The organism is Haloplanus sp. GDY1, assembly GCF_023703775.1.
Lineage (GTDB): Archaea > Halobacteriota > Halobacteria > Halobacteriales > Haloferacaceae > Haloplanus > Haloplanus halophilus.
This window is the reverse complement of the sequence record NZ_CP098514.1, coordinates 2865180-2879564: the sequence shown is the minus strand read 5'-3', so window position 1 is coordinate 2879564 and position 14385 is coordinate 2865180. Positions and strand designations below refer to the sequence as shown.

Sequence of the window (14385 nt, the reverse complement as noted above, 5' to 3'; positions counted from 1 at the left end):
GACTCCGGAAGGGACGATCCCACCCAGGAACGTCGGAACGCTCCGAGACCCCATGGCCACCGACCACCCCACCATCGACGACCGACCGCGCCCGACGACGGTAGCGAGCGGGCCCGTCGACGCCATCCGACCGCCGCTGGTGTGGCTGCTCCGAGCCGCGCTCGTCGCCCACGTCCGGGCGGCGGCGGACGGCTACGGCCACGTGGCGGCGACCGTTCCCCACGGCGTCCCCGCGTTCTCGACGCCGGTCAGCCTCTCACAGGAGGGATACGATGTCAAATAGCACGATACACGCGACGGAGGAGACGACGGATCGGCCGCTGGACGAGAACGGAACGCCGGTCCTCGAACTGGACGACGTCTCGAAGTCCTACGGGTCCGAGCGGGTCATCGAGGAGCTGTCGCTCTCGGTCCACGACGGCGAGATCCTCACCCTGCTCGGCCCAAGCGGCTGTGGCAAGACGACGACGCTCCGCCTCATCGCGGGGCTCGAACGCCCGAACGTGGGCGAAGTCGCGCTCGACGGGACGACCGTCTCGGGCCCCGACCGATTCGTCGACCCCGAGAGCCGCGGCGTGGGCGTCGTCTTTCAGGAGTTCGCGCTCTTCCCGCATCTCACCACCGCCGAGAACGTCGCGTTCGGCATCGACGACTGGGACGACGGCGCCCGCGAGGCGCGGATCGACGAACTGCTCGACCTCGTGGGGCTGGAGGCCCAGCGCGACTCCTACCCCGACGAACTCTCCGGCGGCCAGCAACAGCGGGTGGCGCTCGCCCGCTCGCTGGCGCCCGAACCGGACGTGCTCCTGCTCGACGAGCCGTTCTCGAACCTCGACGTGGATCTGCGGGTCGAGATGCGCGAGGAGGTCCGACGCATCATCAAAGAGACGGGCGTGACCGCCGTCTCCGTCACGCACGACCAGGAGGAGGCACTGTCCATCTCCGACCGCGTGGCCGTCATGAACGACGGGCGGATCGAACAGGTCGGCGACCCCGAGCAGGTGTTCCAGCAGCCCACATCCCGCTTCGTCGCCGGCTTCCTCGGGCACGCGAGCTTCCTCCCCGGCTACGTCCACGGCGGCGAGGTGACGACGGGGCTCGGTCCGATCCCGCGCGACCAGATCAACGGGCTGGCGAGCACGTACGACCGAACCCGCATCGACGTGCTCGTCAGGCCGGACGACATCCGAGCCGTGCCCACCGACGGCGAGGGCGACGGCCGCGTCGTCTCGCGGCGCTACCTCGGACCGACCATCCTCTACGAGGTTCGCCTCGACGACGACACGACCGTCCAGTGTATGCACAACCACGACGAGACCATCCCGCTCGACTGCTCGGTCCGGATCGAACTCGACGCCGATCACGACCTCGCGTGGTTCCCGAGCGACCAGCGACCCGACGACGCGGCCGAATAGTGTCGGTCACGCGGCCCCGACGCGACCGACTCCTGGCAACCGTCCTCGTCGCCCTCTGTGGCCTCGTCGTCTACTGGCTGGCGATCGATCTCTTTCCGTACCACTCCGTCAACGACGACGAGGCCGTCTACCTCACGCAGGCCGCGATGCTGCTGGAGGGACAGCTCTTCCTCTATCCGGGCGAACTCGACGCGCTGGTGCGGCCCTGGTTCTTCGTGGCCGACACCGCCGGCGCCGACCTCCGCTACTACCCGAAGTACGCACCCGTCGCCGCGGGCGTGTTCGCGGTCGGGAAGGTACTCGGCGACGCGAACCTCGCGCTCGGCCTCGTCGCCGCCGGCAACGCCGGGCTCGTGTACGCACTCGCGGTCGCCGCCTTCGACCGCCGAACCGGACTGCTCGCCGTCCTCGCCCTGATCGGCACCCCCCTGTATCTCTTCATCTCCGCCGTCTTCCTCCCCTACGCCCCGACGACGCTGTGCAACCTCGCCTTCGCGCTCGCGTACGTCCGGACGATGCGCCGCGACTCGCCGCGGTGGGGCGCCGTCGCCGGCGCGGCCATCGGCCTCGCCTTCTTCGCCCGCCCCTACACCGCCGTCCTCTTCGCGGCGCCGTTCGTCGCCCACGCGCTCGGGTCGCTGTGGTGGACGCGGGGGTCGGACCGGTTCCGGCCGACGCTCACCCGCCTGCTCGCCGTCGCCGGCCTCGGACTGACCGGCGTCGGCCTCGCCCTCGCGTACAACGCCGTGGTGACCGGCGACCCGCTTCTCTTTCCCTACAAGGCGTTCGGGCCGGACGACGGCATCGGCTTCGGTCACCACGAACTGCTGGGGTACGAACGGACGTACACGCCGGCGCTCGCCGCCGAGACGACCGCCAGGCTCCTGGGGACGCTGACCGCGGAGTGGACCGTCGCCGGGCCGGTTGGCACCATCCTCGCCCTCGTCGGCCTCGCCGACCTCCCGACCGACCGCGAGGTGATCGCGGATCCCACCCTGTCGGCGCCCGCCCTCCGCGTCGTCGTCGCCGGCCTCGTGCCCAGCGTCGTCCTCGGCAACGCCTACTTCTGGGGGACGCTCAACGGGCTGAACAGCGGCCTGATCGGCCTGCTCGGCCCGTACTACCACTTCGACCTCCTCCTCCCGCTCTCGGCGTTCGGCGCCGCGGGAGCGCTCGTCTGCTGGCGGCGCCTCCGGGCGGCGACCGGCCGACTCGACGGGCAACAGCGGCGGGCCGTCCTCGCCGTCGCCCTCCTCGCTGGCGTCGGCGTGGTCGGCGTGGCTGGCGCCGGCGCCGTCGCCGAGCCGTACGACGAGAACCGCCTCCGAACCGAGAACCTCGCCGCGACGTACGAACCGTTCGAGCAGCGGTCGCTGGAGAACGCCGTCGTCTTCCTGCCCGATCCGTACGGCGACTGGCTCAACCACCCGTTCCAGTACCTCCGCAACGACCCCGGGTTCGGCGGCGACGCGGTGTACGTCATCAACGAGGGCGACGTGGAGCGGTTCCACGCCCTCGACGCGACGGGCGACCGGCGCCCCTATCGGTTCACGTATCGTGGGGAGTGGACCGGCGCGGAGACGTCGGTCGACCCCGTGCTCACCCCGCTGTCGGTCGAGCGCGGCGCGCGCGTGACGGCGACGACGACCCTCGGCGTGCCCGCGCAGGCCACCCGGGCGCGGGCGAGCGTCGTCACCGAGGCGGAGACCGTCCGGTACGAGGTGGGCCGAGTCGACGGACCCGTCACCGTCGACTGGACGGTCGGCGCCGACGGCGTGGCGGTGACGAGCCACGGCGACGCCGGGGCCGCGCGGCTCCCCGCGGGGATCACCGAGGTGACCCTCTTGGTCACGTTCGTGGAGCCGCAGGGACGGACCGTCACCTACCGACAGACCGCGAGCGTCGAGCGAACCGGCGACGGCGTCCGGGTGATCTGGCCGCCCGAGGCGCGGATCTGTGTGGACGCCACCGACTGCGGGCGGGAGGGGACGTACGTCGGCCCGGACGGCGACTACGTCCTCGGCGTGAGCCTCGAGACGGAAGCGAGCGGGAGGGCTACAGCAGCGTCAGCCGAGTCGTGAAGAAGTCGTCGACGGCGTCGTGGAGGGCCGCCTCGGGCTCGCCGGTCGCGTCCACGGCCGCGACGGCGCTGGCCTCGCGATCCAGGTCGTCGAGGACGGTCCGCTCGCCGAGGAGGACGAGCGAGTCCGGGTCCCGGGCGTCGAGGGCGTCCCGGCAGTCCTCGAGGTGGGCGGCGACCTGTTCGTCGCGGCGGCGCTCGAACCGCGCCTGCGAGAAGCCCCCCTTGGAGTGGCTGCCCTGCACGTCCGTCTCGACCGTCTCCACGTCCACGAGGGCGCCGCCGTCGTAGCGCCCGACCGCGAACAGGTCCGAACGCACCAGCGCGACGGTGAGGCCGTCCGGGGGGTGGAACCAGTCGGAATCGAGGCGGAAGCCGTCGCCCCACTCGACGAAGGGTGCGGGCGCGAGCGGCGGGGCGAGGGCGACGCTCACGAGGCCCGCGTCGTCGGTACAGACGAGACAGGGGGCGGCGCGGTCGACGAGGGGGGCCCGGTCGCCGAGGGCGTCGGCGACGGCGTCGGGGACCGACTCGCCGACCATCGCGGTCAGCGCGCCCTCCGACCCGGTCTCGACGCTCCGGAGGCGGGCGAGTACCTCGTCCAGTCTGTCGCCGCGGAGGTCGGTCGTCCCGCGCGGGGCGAGGGTGGCGCCCGCGTCGGCGTCGCCGTCGTCGAGCCGTCCCTCCAGGTCCGCGACCCGGTCCTCGAGGCGATTCACGCGCTCCTCGGCCTCCTGTCGGGCGGTCACGGCGTCGGCGCGGCGGTCGCTCTCGGCGTCGAGTCGACGTTCGAGGTGCCGCTTTTCCTCTTCGAGTTCCTCGATGCGCGCCTTCAGTTCGGCCCGCCCGAGCAACGAGTCGAGCATGGACACACGAGCGAGCGCGGGGGCCTTCTACTCTGCGGCTCAGACGGCCTCGTCCGCCACGCCGCCGGGGTCGTACCCCGAATAGCGCAGGAGTTCGGCGGCGCGGTCGGGTTTGGCCAGGAACACCTCGCACCGGTCCGGGAGGTCGGTGTTGGTGACGCTCGGGGGGAGGCCGAGCGTGCCGGAGGGGACGCCCTCCTCGCCGACCACCGGGAAGTGGCGGCCGTCCAGTTTCATCACGAGCGGTGCGTCGAGGCGTTCGACGCCCTCGCCCGTGGCGTAGAGGCGTTCGTTCATCCGTTCGTGGTCCGTCCGGTGGATGACGGCGTGCTCGCCGTCGTGGGGCTGGACGTACAGCCGTCCGAGGTAGTAGCCGGCGGAGAACTCTTCGAACATGCGGTTCGGTACACGGTACCACACGACACGGCATAAGTCTTGTCGGCAGGACTTATCACGAACCGCCCGCTCAGCGTCGGTCCTTCATCGACCAGACGGCGACGAACCCGAGGACGACCGCCGGGATCATGGGGAGAACGAGCATGGCCGTCCGGTAGTGGGCGCCGAGGACGCTCCCGCCGGCCGGCCAGAGGTAGACCGCCGCGGGGATCACGAGGACGGCGACGACGACGGCCGCGATCAGCACCCACCCAGCCCAGCCGAGGTCGGCGGGTTCGTCGTCGGGGCGGCCGCTCCCGCGTCGTCGCACGCGTCCGTCGCCGTCCGGATCGACGACGGCGTCGCCGTCGCCGTCACCGTCAGTACTCACTGTCCGGGACGACCACGACCTTGCCGAACCCCTCGCGGTTCTCCAGGAGTTCGTGGGCGCGGGCGGCCTCGCTCATGGGCACCACCTCGCGGATCCGGGGTTCGAAGGCCCCCTCCCAGACGAGTTCGAGGGCGTCGTCGACCTGCCCGGGCGTCGCCATCGTCGACCCGATCACCTCCAGTTGGTTCCAGAAGATGCGGTTGATGTCCGTCTCGGGGTTGGGGCCGGTCGTGGCGCCGCAGGTGACCAGTCGGCCGCCCTTCGCGAGGCTCTTCAGCGAGTCGCGCCACGTCTCGGCGCCGACGTGGTCGACGACGACGTCGACCCCGCGCCCGTCGGTCAGTGCCCGCACCTCGCTGGGGAAGTCCGTGGCGGTGTAGTCGACGGTGTGATCCGCGCCGAGGTCGGCCGCGGCCGCGAGTTTCGCGTCGCTGCTGGCGGTGGCGATCACCTCGGCGCCGAGGTAGTCGGCGATCCCCACGGCGGCGTGGCCGACGCCGCCCGAGGCGCCGAGGACGAGGACGGACTCGCCGGGGCCGAGGTCGGCGCGGTCGACCAGCATCCGCCACGCGGTGCCGAAGACGAGCGAGGCCGACCCCGCGACCGTCCAGTCGACGCCCTCGGGGACGGGCACGAGGTTGTCCTCGGGGACGGCGATCTCCTCGGCGTGGACGCCGGGGACGTGTTCGCCGAGGATGTGAAAGGAGACGCACATCGAGGGGTCGCCGCGGCGGCAGAACTCGCAGTCGCCGCAGGCGACGCCCGCGGTGACGGTCACGCGGTCGCCGGGGTCGAACCTGGTCACGTCCGGGCCGACCTCCCGGACGACGCCCGCGGCGTCGCTTCCGGGGACGTGCGGGAACTCGAGGTCGATCCCCGGCAGTCCCCGCCGGGTCCACACGTCGAGGTGGTTGAGCGCGCCGGCCTTCACGTCCACGCGCACCTCGTCCCGGCCGACCTCGGGGTCGGGGACCTCGCCGTACTCGATCACGTCGGGATCGCCGTGTTCCGTGAAGTGGACCGCTTGCATATCGGATGGAATCACGGCGACCGACAAAACGCTGTGGTTCGGGGGTCAGCCGCCGGTCGTGTTCGTGCTGCCACACTCGGGACAGCGAGTGAGTACCCCCAGCGACGGGTGGGTCGCGGTCTCCCACTCGTCGCTCCCGGCCGGCGCCGCGAAGCCACACTCGTAACACGTGACGCGGGTCGCGGTGGTGGGGTCGTCGACCATACGCGCGACTACGGCGCGCGGTTCCAAAGGTGTTACTCGCCCGACCGGACGGATCGGGGACGGCTTTTGTGGACGGCTCCCGAACGCCCGCGTATGGCCGACGATCACGACCACGATCACGACGACGGGGATCACGACCACGAGCATCACGACGACGGGAATCACGACCACGAGCATCACGACGACGGGGATCACGACCACGAGCATCACGACGACGGGGATCACGACCACGATCACGACGACGAGGGTCACGACCACGAGCATCACCACCACGACGTCGAGACCCTCGGCGCCGCGGTCCTGACGGTCTCCACCTCGCGGACCCTCGACGACGACCCGGCGGGCGACGCCATCGCCGCCGCGTTCGAGGACGCGGGCCACGGCGTCGTCACCCGGGAACTCGTCGGGGACGACTACGACCGCGTGCAGGCCTCGCTGAAGAACCTCGCGGGCCGGGGCGACGTCGACGTCGTCGTCAGCACGGGCGGGACGGGCGTGACGCCCGACGACGTGACCGTCGAGGCGGCCGAACCGCTGTTCGAGAAGCGCCTCCCCGGGTTCGGCGAACTGTTCCGGCGGCTCTCCTACGACGAGATCGGGACGAAGGTCGTGGGGACGCGGGCCGTCGCCGGCGTCGTCGACGGGACGCCGGTGTTCTGTCTGCCGGGCAGCGAGAACGCCGCGACGCTCGGCGCCGAGGAGGTCGTCGTCCCCGAGGCGGGCCACCTGTCGGGGCTGGCGAGTCGGGACGAGGCGTGACCGGACCCGTCGGCAGGGTTTTAACACCCCGAGAGAGTAGAGACGAGACATGAGTCAACAGGAACCGGAGCGAGCGGAGTCCGAGTCGGAGGAACCCTACGCCGGAAGCAAGGATCCCGACCTCCGCAGCAGCGAGGTGACCGAGGGGCGGGACCGCGCCCCTCACCGGTCGATGTTTCGCGCGATGGGCTTCGACGACGAGGACCTCGAATCGCCGATGGTGGGCGTCCCCAACCCCGCGGCGGACGTGACGCCGTGTAACGTCCACCTCGACGAGGTGGCCGAGGCGACCATCGACGGCATCGACGAGGCGGGTGGCATGCCCATCGAGTTCGGCACCATCACCATCTCCGACGCCATCTCGATGGGGACCGAGGGGATGAAGTCCTCGCTGATCTCCCGCGAGGTGATCGCGGACTCGGTCGAACTCGTCTCCTTCGGGGAGCGCATGGACGCCCTCGTCACCATCGGCGGGTGTGACAAGAACATGCCCGGGATGATGATGGCCGCCATCCGGACCGATCTGCCCTCCGTGTTCCTCTACGGCGGGTCGATCATGCCCGGCGAACACGACGGCCGCGAGGTCACCATCCAGAACGTCTTCGAGGGCGTCGGCGCCGTCGCCGAGGGCGACATGACCGACGAGGAACTCGACGACCTCGAACGGAGCGCTTGCCCCGGCGCCGGATCGTGCGGCGGGATGTTCACCGCCAACACGATGGCGTCGATCAGCGAGGCCATCGGGTTCTCGCCGCTCGGCTCCGCCTCCCCGCCCGCCGAGGACGAGGCCCGCTACGAGGTGGCCCGCGAGACGGGCGAACTCGTCGTCGACGTGATCGAGGAGCGCCGCAAGCCCTCCGATTTCCTCTCGCAGGAGTCCTTCGAGAACGCCATCGCGCTCCAGGTCGCCGTCGGCGGGTCGACCAACGCCGTCCTCCACCTGCTGGCGATGGCGGCCGAGGCCGGCGTCGACCTCGACATCGAGGACTTCAACCGCATCAGCGCCCGGACGCCCAAGATCGCCAACCTCCAGCCCGGCGGCGAGCGGGTGATGAACGACCTCCACGAGGTCGGCGGCGTGCCGGTCGTCCTGCGGGAACTGCTGGAGGCCGACCTGCTCCACGGCGACGCGCTCACCGTGACGGGTGAGACCATCGCCGAGGCGGTCGAACGCTACGACCCGCCCGCCGTCTCCGAACTGGACGCCGACTTCCTGCACACCGTCGACGACCCGATCCACGAGCGCGGCGCCATCCGCATCCTCACCGGCAACCTCGCCCCCGGGGGCGCGGTCATCAAGATCACCGGCGAGGACCACCTCCACCACGAGGGGCCGGTTCGGGTCTTCGACGTCGAGGAGAACGCCATGGAGTACGTCCAGGAGGGCCACGTCGAGTCCGGCGACGTCATCTGCATTCGGAACGAGGGGCCGCGCGGCGGCCCCGGCATGCGCGAGATGCTCGGCGTCACCTCCGCCGTCGCCGGCCAGGGCCACGCCGAGGACGTCGCGCTCTTCACCGACGGGCGGTTCTCCGGCGCGACCCGCGGGTTCTCGATCGGACACGTCGCCCCCGAGGCGTTCGTCGGCGGCCCAATCGCCGCCCTCGAGGACGGCGACGTGGTGACCATCGACGTCGACGACCTCGAACTCTCCGTGGACCTGACCGACGAGGAGATCGAGGAGCGCCTGGCGGATCACGACCCCGAACCGAACTACACCGCGGGCGTCCTCGCGAAGTACGGCGCGATGTTCGACTCCGCGTCCAACGGCGCGGTGACGGATCCCGGCGCGAAGCGGGAGTGAGGCGGGGAGAGGACTGCTGGCGAGCGCAGCGAGCCAGCAGGGCGTTTTGCTCCAGCTTTTGCTCCAGCTTTTGCGACGAGCGGTCGCGACCCACGGGAGCGACCTCGGGGTCGTCCCACCCTCGGCGGCGACGACGCGTCGAATCGGCGGGGGTGTGACAGCGGGCGACCCAAAGCATACACGGCGCCGGGAGCGAGGAGGCGACATGCATCGACGAGCAGTGCTCGCCCTCTGTGGGTCCGGACTCGCCGGACTCGCCGGCTGTTCCTCGAGGCGAGAGAGCGACGCGCCGACGGGCGGGACCACGGCGACGCCGACCCCGACGGCGTCCGACGCGGAGTTGGCGGTCGAACTCGACGCGCTCGGGCCGGCACTCGTCGAACTGGACACCGATCACTACGAGTTGGTCTCGGGGGGCGACCGCCAGTACCTCGTGCTGGCCGTGTCCGTGGCCTCCGGGACGGCGCCCTCGCGGTCGGCGCTTTCCTTTCGGTTCGACGGGACCGAGTACGCGCCGAGGACGTGGGACCGCATCCCGGCGCGCCAGTCCGAGGGAGGCGACCAGTACGCCGCCGAGAACGGGGCCGGCTGGGTCGCCTTCGAGTTGCCCGCGACCGGCGACGCGGGCGACGCCGCCCTCGTCTGGCCGGGCGGGGAGTGGCGACCGGACGAGACCCTGCGGGCGCGACTGGCCGCGGCGTCGCCGCCGCTCTCGATGACGGGGTGGACCGTTCCGGAGACCGTCCCCCTCGACGGTCGCTCGACGTTCGAGGTCACCGTCCGCAACGAGGGCGAGCACGCCGGTCGATTCGTCGGTGCGATCAACGCGACGGGGTGGCTGCCGCATCGCCCCGTCACGGTCGTCTCCCGTCGGGTGGCGCCCGGCGACTCCGAATCGTGGACGGTCGGTGGGGAGGAACTCACGCTCGTCGAGGAGTCGCTGTCCGAGTCCGTCGGCGACGGCGACCCCGACGTCACCTACGAGTTGGTCTGGACTGGCGGGAGTCGGGAGGGACGGGTGCGCGTCGTCGGAGCGGACTGACCCGACGGGCGTCGCCCGTTCGTCCCGGCGACGCCGCTCATCCCTCGACGGGGACGCGGCGACGGGTCCCGGCGCGACGCGAGCAACCATGCGTTGCTCCAGCGGTTGCGACGAGCGGTCGCGCGGGGGCGACCCGCGGACGGAGGAGGTGATCCTCGGGTGCAACGCGAGGCGGCATCGGAGCGATCCGGACAACGGCGGACCCCGGAACGGTCGACGAACGCGGCCGACATGTTCCCGCTAGTTAATAATTCGTCGTATGCAATGGAAAAACATGTCAGACGAAGCCGATCGAACTAGGGGCGACGACCCGAGCGGGGAAGGCATCCTCAGGCAGAAGTTCAGACGGTTCAGTATCACGGACGACGGCCTCGCGTGGCTGCTGTTGGGATCGCTCATATTCTACGTCGGTCTCAGCGGATCCGAAACCTGGGGCTTTGCGTTCGCGAACATAAATCCGGCCGTAGTAGGCGTGTACATCACTATCGTCGGGGTCGCAACCACGTGGGTGTTCGGCAAACAGGCCGTGAAAACGTGGCGGTCGGGAACCGGCGACGGCTGATCGAGTTCGCGTGCGGACTCCGGAGGCCATCGGGGGGTGGACGCCGTGTGCCGAAACCGCTCACCGGACACCCGTTTCGACGGGTCGGCGACGGGGGGAGCCGGTTCGGTGCTGTAGCCCGACACGACGCGCGACTAGTCGTCCAACTCGCGCAGCGTCTCGTGGACGCCGACGACCATCGTCGGCACCACGAGCATGAACAGGTGCTCCTCCAGCGGGATTCCGAGCAGGTCGATTCCGGTCCGCATCGGAATCGAGAACACGCCGACCGACAGGGTGTACCAGTCCCAGACGTACGCGAACGGATAGCAGGCGGCGACGGTCCGCGCGGCGGCCCACACGGCGTCGGCACGGACGACCAGCGCGACGGCGACGACCCCCCACAGCACCTCGGTCGCGAGGTAGGTGTAGGGACCGAGGGCGGTGACGTCGGGGAGCCGGAGGCCGGCGAGCGGCCGGAACCACACGGCGACGACCAGCATGGCGAAAAAGAGGTAGGAGGCGCGCACGAGCAGCATCGTCGCGGTTTCGGGATCCGCCCGACGGGCGATCAGGGCGACGGCGACGAACGGGAGGACGGCCAGCGCCGATCCGCGGGGAACGACGCCGGTGGCCGACAGCGCGAGGACGGCGACCATGCCCGCGCCCATCAGCGCGCCGGCGACGCGGCGGGCGCCCTCGCGGCCGAGGACGACGGCCACGGTTCGCTTCTCGACCGAGCGGTCGTAGTCGTAGTCGGTGGCGTCGTCGACGACCTTGATCCCCGCGAGGACGGTCACGAAGACGGCGGCGAAGGCGACGGCGGCCGTCGAGAGGGTGCGGGTCTGGACGTAGTAGCCGCCGAGGAGGGCGACGCCGATGCCGACGGGATAGCCGAGCGTCGCGCCGAGGGGGGTGGTGTCCAACTGTGGCGCGTGGAGGACGGCGACCACCCAGCCCGGCAGGGCGAGGAGGGCCGCGAGGGGGTCGACGAGGAGCGCGAGGGCGATGCAGCCGGCGAAAAACAGCGCCGTCGATCCGGCGAGCGCGAGGTGGCAGCCACGCCGGGTCAGCGGGTGGTCGTCGTCCTCGCCGCGGCGGTGGAAGTCGACGAGTCCGTCCTTGACGTGGGCGGTGTAGAGGGCGGCGAAGGCGACGCCGAGGTGGAGGACGGCCAGTTCCGGCGACCCGACCCCGCCGAGGACGGCCCCGAACCCCGAGGCGGCGAGCGGCGGGGCCATGAAGACGGGGTGGATCTGCGAGACGACGGCGTCGAGGGTCGCTCGCGGGCCGGAGCCGTGCCGGGCGATGGCCATGGCACCGTGGGTATGTGCCACATCACCATATACTGCCGGCCGTCCCGGGACCTTTTCGGACCCCCGGTCGTACCGAGCGGTCATGACCGCACGCGAACGGCAGGGACCGCTCGACGGCCTGCGGGTCGTCGACTGCTCGGACATGATCGCCGGGGGGTTCGCCACGACGCAACTCGCCGACTTCGGCGCCGACGTGGTCAACGTCGAACACCCCGAGAAGGCCGACCCGCTCCGGGAGTGGCCGCCATTCGACGAGAGCGAGGAGCCACGCTCCTCGGAAGACAGCGAGGAGCCACGCTCCTCGGAAGACAGCGAGGAGCCACGCTCCTCGGAAGACAGCGAGGAGCCACGCTCCTCGGAGGGGCCGGTGTCGCTGTGGTGGAAGTCCATCGGCCGGAACAAGCGCTGCGTGACGCTCGACCTGAGCACCGCGGAGGGGAGTGCGCTGTTGCTGGACCTGATCGAGGACGCCGACGTCCTCGTCGAGAACTTCCGGCCCGGGACGCTGGAGCGGTGGGGACTGGGGCCGGAGCGCCTCCACGAGGAGAACCCGGGGTTGATCGTGATCCGCCAGTCGGGGTACGGACAGACGGGGCCGCGGGCGGACAAGCCGGGCTTCGGCACCGTCGCGGAGGGCATCACGAACTGGGCACACGTCAACGGCTTCCCGGACAGCAAGCCGCTCCTGCCGCCGATCAGCCTCGCGGACCTCACCGCCGCGACCTTCGCCGTCCAGGCCGCGATGTTCGCCGTCTTCGAACGCGACGTCGGACGCGGGGGAAGCGGCGAGGGACAGGTGATCGACGTCAGCCTCTACGAGCCCCTCTTTCGGCTCTTCCTCTCGGAGGTGGAGGCCTACGACCGCCTCGGCGAGACGCGCGAGCGCATCGGCAACCACCACCCCAACGCGGCGCCGCGGAACGTCTACGAGACGGCCGACGGCCACCTGACGCTCTCGGCGTCGTCCCAGTCCATCTTCGAGAACGTCGCCGAGGCAATCGACCGGCCGGACCTGATCGACGACCCGCGCTTCGCCACCAACGAGGCCCGGGTCGACCACGCCGACGAACTGGACGCGGTGATCGAGGCCTGGACCCGCGAGCGCCCGACCGAGGAGGCCATCGAGACGATGGAGGCGGCCGACGCCATCGTCGGCCCCGTCTACGACATGGCCGACATCTTCGAGGACGACCAGTACCGGGCCCGCGGGGACGTCGTGGAGGTGGCGGACCCCGAACTGGGTCGGCTGAAGACGCCAGCGCCGGTCCCCAAGTTCTCGCGCACGCCGGGGGCCGTCGACCACGCCGGGCCGCGTCACGGCCAGCACAACGACGAGGTGTATCTCGACGAACTCGGCCTCGACGAGGACGAGTACGACCGACTCCGCGAGGCGGGCGTGATCTGATGCCGGCGCTCCGCGACGTGACGATTCGGGAGGGGGCACAGATGCCGGGGCGGGAGTACGACGTCGAGGACCGAGTGAGCGCGGGGCGGGCGCTCGACCGACTGGGCGTGGACGCGATTCAGGCGGGCTTTCCCGCCGTCGGCGGGACGGACCGGCGGGCGATCCGTCGCCTCGCCGCCGACGTCGAGGCGGACGTCGTGGGCATCGCCCGCGCCAGACCCGAGGACGTCGAGGCCGCCCTCGACGCCGGGGTGGACGTCGTCGAGGTGTTCGTGCCGACGTCGGATCGACAGCTCGACGGCGTCCTCGGGACCTCCCGCGCGGAGGCGCTGTCGATGGCGGGCGAGGCGCTGGACCGCGCCCGCGAGGGGGGCGCCCGCGTCCACCTCACCCTCGTCGACGGGTTCCGAACCGACCTCACCCACCTCGCCGACGCGTTCGCGTCGTTCCCGTCGGTGCCCACGGTCACGGTGGCGGACACGGTGGGCGCGCGGACGCCGGACCGGGTCCGCGACGTCGTGGCCGACCTCCGGGAGCGCGGCGTCGACGGCGACCGACTCGGCGTCCACTTCCACGACGACCTGGGAATGGCGGCGGCGAACACGCTGGCGGCGACGGCGGCGGGGGCGACGACGGCGGACGTGAGCGTCGCCGCCCTCGGCGAACGGGCCGGCAACGCGGCGCTCGAGCGGGTGGTCGTCGCGGACGCCGTCGACGGCGCGGGCGACTTCGCCGTCGACCGGTCGGCACTGATCCCGGCGTGTCGGGCGGTCCTCGACGCCCTCGGCGAGTCGGTCGATCCACGGACGCCGGTCCTGGGCGAGGCGGTGACGACCCACGAGTCGGGCATCCACACCGCCGCGATGCTCCGGGATCCGGCCACCTTCGAGCCGTTCGACCCCGCGGCGTTCGGCGGGGAGCGACGCCTCGTCTTCGGGCCGGGGAGCGGTCGCGGGAGCGCCCGCGCACTCCTCGAGCGGGCGGACGTCGACCCGACCGACGAGCGCGTGGCGCGCCTGCTCGACCTGCTGGCCGAGCGCGGGCCGATGGACGCCGACGCCGCGACGGCGCTGGTCGAGGAGCGGTTCTGACCGCCACGACAGCGTTTTGGCGGTTCGCGCCGTCGTGTCAATGGAATGTACGTTGTTCGGGGCGGC

The 14385-nt window shown here is 71.4% G+C and carries 15 protein-coding genes; 9 read left to right on the top strand and 6 right to left on the bottom strand.

Features of this window, described 5'->3' with window-relative positions:
• Nucleotides 1-52 precede the first annotated feature (52 nt).
• Genes NBT67_RS15395 through NBT67_RS15385 form a run of 3 tightly spaced genes read left to right on the top strand, consistent with a single transcriptional unit; the run spans nucleotide 53 to nucleotide 3496 of the window.
• Nucleotides 53-283: a hypothetical protein gene (locus tag NBT67_RS15395; protein ID WP_251342648.1), complete on the top strand. Its 231-nt coding sequence runs from the start codon at nucleotides 53-55 to the stop codon at nucleotides 281-283.
• A complete protein-coding gene (locus NBT67_RS15390; RefSeq protein ID WP_251342647.1) occupies nucleotides 273-1415 on the top strand; it encodes an ABC transporter ATP-binding protein in 1143 nt (380 codons plus the stop codon). The genes NBT67_RS15395 and NBT67_RS15390 overlap by 11 nt, the downstream gene beginning before the upstream one ends.
• Nucleotides 1415-3496 carry a DUF7846 domain-containing protein gene (locus tag NBT67_RS15385; protein WP_251342646.1) on the top strand — a complete coding sequence of 694 codons (2082 nt, stop codon included), beginning with the start codon at nucleotides 1415-1417 and terminating at the stop codon, nucleotides 3494-3496. The genes NBT67_RS15390 and NBT67_RS15385 overlap by 1 nt, the downstream gene beginning before the upstream one ends.
• On the opposite strand, the gene NBT67_RS15380 is transcribed toward NBT67_RS15385, so the two are convergent.
• The 5 genes from NBT67_RS15380 to NBT67_RS15360 all read right to left on the bottom strand — a co-directional run bounded on the left by NBT67_RS15380 (nucleotide 3471) and on the right by NBT67_RS15360 (nucleotide 6361).
• On the bottom strand, nucleotides 3471-4361 hold the full coding sequence (locus NBT67_RS15380) for a Vms1/Ankzf1 family peptidyl-tRNA hydrolase (RefSeq protein WP_251342645.1): 891 nt from the start codon (nucleotides 4359-4361) through the stop codon (nucleotides 3471-3473). The two genes, NBT67_RS15385 and NBT67_RS15380, sit on opposite strands and share 26 nt — an antisense overlap.
• Before the next feature lie 39 nt (nucleotides 4362-4400).
• Nucleotides 4401-4757, bottom strand: coding sequence for a DUF5802 family protein (locus NBT67_RS15375; protein ID WP_251342644.1), 357 nt, complete (start codon nucleotides 4755-4757; stop codon nucleotides 4401-4403).
• Between the two features lie 70 nt (nucleotides 4758-4827).
• Nucleotides 4828-5127 carry a DUF7977 family protein gene (locus NBT67_RS15370; RefSeq protein WP_251342643.1) on the bottom strand — a complete coding sequence of 100 codons (300 nt, stop codon included), beginning with the start codon at nucleotides 5125-5127 and terminating at the stop codon, nucleotides 4828-4830.
• Complete coding sequence (locus tag NBT67_RS15365; RefSeq protein WP_251342642.1) at nucleotides 5117-6157, bottom strand: zinc-binding dehydrogenase; 1041 nt, start codon at nucleotides 6155-6157, stop codon at nucleotides 5117-5119. The genes NBT67_RS15370 and NBT67_RS15365 overlap by 11 nt, the downstream gene beginning before the upstream one ends.
• A 45-nt stretch (nucleotides 6158-6202) precedes the next feature.
• Nucleotides 6203-6361 carry a hypothetical protein gene (locus NBT67_RS15360; protein WP_251342641.1) on the bottom strand — a complete coding sequence of 53 codons (159 nt, stop codon included), beginning with the start codon at nucleotides 6359-6361 and terminating at the stop codon, nucleotides 6203-6205.
• 93 nt (nucleotides 6362-6454) lie between these two features.
• Between NBT67_RS15360 and NBT67_RS15355 the strand changes: the two genes are divergently transcribed.
• The 4 genes from NBT67_RS15355 to NBT67_RS15340 all read left to right on the top strand — a co-directional run bounded on the left by NBT67_RS15355 (nucleotide 6455) and on the right by NBT67_RS15340 (nucleotide 10528).
• The gene (locus NBT67_RS15355) at nucleotides 6455-7120 is read left to right on the top strand and encodes a MogA/MoaB family molybdenum cofactor biosynthesis protein (RefSeq protein WP_251342640.1); all 666 of its coding nucleotides are present in this window, start codon (nucleotides 6455-6457) and stop codon (nucleotides 7118-7120) included.
• 49 nt (nucleotides 7121-7169) lie between these two features.
• Nucleotides 7170-8924 carry a dihydroxy-acid dehydratase gene (gene ilvD / locus NBT67_RS15350; RefSeq protein ID WP_251342639.1) on the top strand — a complete coding sequence of 585 codons (1755 nt, stop codon included), beginning with the start codon at nucleotides 7170-7172 and terminating at the stop codon, nucleotides 8922-8924.
• 205 nt (nucleotides 8925-9129) lie between these two features.
• Complete coding sequence (locus tag NBT67_RS15345; RefSeq protein ID WP_251342638.1) at nucleotides 9130-9966, top strand: hypothetical protein; 837 nt, start codon at nucleotides 9130-9132, stop codon at nucleotides 9964-9966.
• A 274-nt stretch (nucleotides 9967-10240) separates the two neighbouring features.
• Entirely contained in the window at nucleotides 10241-10528 is a 288-nt protein-coding gene (locus NBT67_RS15340; protein ID WP_251342637.1) for a hypothetical protein, read from the top strand.
• A gap of 134 nt (nucleotides 10529-10662) precedes the next feature.
• On the opposite strand, the gene NBT67_RS15335 is transcribed toward NBT67_RS15340, so the two are convergent.
• A complete protein-coding gene (locus tag NBT67_RS15335; protein ID WP_251342636.1) occupies nucleotides 10663-11823 on the bottom strand; it encodes a lycopene cyclase domain-containing protein in 1161 nt (386 codons plus the stop codon).
• Between the two features lie 82 nt (nucleotides 11824-11905).
• Here NBT67_RS15335 and NBT67_RS15330 point away from each other — a divergent pair, with 82 nt between their 5' ends.
• Nucleotides 11906-13228 (top strand): CaiB/BaiF CoA transferase family protein, encoded by a 1323-nt coding sequence (locus NBT67_RS15330; protein WP_251342635.1) that lies wholly within the window; start codon nucleotides 11906-11908, stop codon nucleotides 13226-13228.
• A complete protein-coding gene (locus NBT67_RS15325) occupies nucleotides 13228-14319 on the top strand; it encodes a LeuA family protein (RefSeq protein ID WP_251342634.1) in 1092 nt (363 codons plus the stop codon). Before NBT67_RS15330 ends, NBT67_RS15325 begins: the two co-directional genes overlap by 1 nt.
• Nucleotides 14320-14385 lie beyond the last annotated feature (66 nt).

What these genes read in the sequence shown, in the direction of transcription:
- NBT67_RS15330 (WP_251342635.1), top strand. Translation starts at nt 11,906, where the DNA reads ATGACCGCACGCGAACGGCAGGGACCGCTCGACGGCCTGCGGGTCGTC.
- NBT67_RS15390 (WP_251342647.1), top strand. Translation starts at nt 273, where the DNA reads ATGTCAAATAGCACGATACACGCGACGGAGGAGACGACGGATCGGCCG.
- NBT67_RS15375 (WP_251342644.1), bottom strand. Translation starts at nt 4,757, where the DNA reads ATGTTCGAAGAGTTCTCCGCCGGCTACTACCTCGGACGGCTGTACGTC.
- NBT67_RS15345 (WP_251342638.1), top strand. Translation starts at nt 9,130, where the DNA reads ATGCATCGACGAGCAGTGCTCGCCCTCTGTGGGTCCGGACTCGCCGGA.
- NBT67_RS15325 (WP_251342634.1), top strand. Translation starts at nt 13,228, where the DNA reads ATGCCGGCGCTCCGCGACGTGACGATTCGGGAGGGGGCACAGATGCCG.
- NBT67_RS15365 (WP_251342642.1), bottom strand. Translation starts at nt 6,157, where the DNA reads ATGCAAGCGGTCCACTTCACGGAACACGGCGATCCCGACGTGATCGAG.
- NBT67_RS15395 (WP_251342648.1), top strand. Translation starts at nt 53, where the DNA reads ATGGCCACCGACCACCCCACCATCGACGACCGACCGCGCCCGACGACG.
- ilvD (WP_251342639.1), top strand. Translation starts at nt 7,170, where the DNA reads ATGAGTCAACAGGAACCGGAGCGAGCGGAGTCCGAGTCGGAGGAACCC.
- NBT67_RS15335 (WP_251342636.1), bottom strand. Translation starts at nt 11,823, where the DNA reads ATGGCCATCGCCCGGCACGGCTCCGGCCCGCGAGCGACCCTCGACGCC.
- NBT67_RS15360 (WP_251342641.1), bottom strand. Translation starts at nt 6,361, where the DNA reads ATGGTCGACGACCCCACCACCGCGACCCGCGTCACGTGTTACGAGTGT.
- NBT67_RS15355 (WP_251342640.1), top strand. Translation starts at nt 6,455, where the DNA reads ATGGCCGACGATCACGACCACGATCACGACGACGGGGATCACGACCAC.
- NBT67_RS15340 (WP_251342637.1), top strand. Translation starts at nt 10,241, where the DNA reads ATGTCAGACGAAGCCGATCGAACTAGGGGCGACGACCCGAGCGGGGAA.
- NBT67_RS15380 (WP_251342645.1), bottom strand. Translation starts at nt 4,361, where the DNA reads ATGCTCGACTCGTTGCTCGGGCGGGCCGAACTGAAGGCGCGCATCGAG.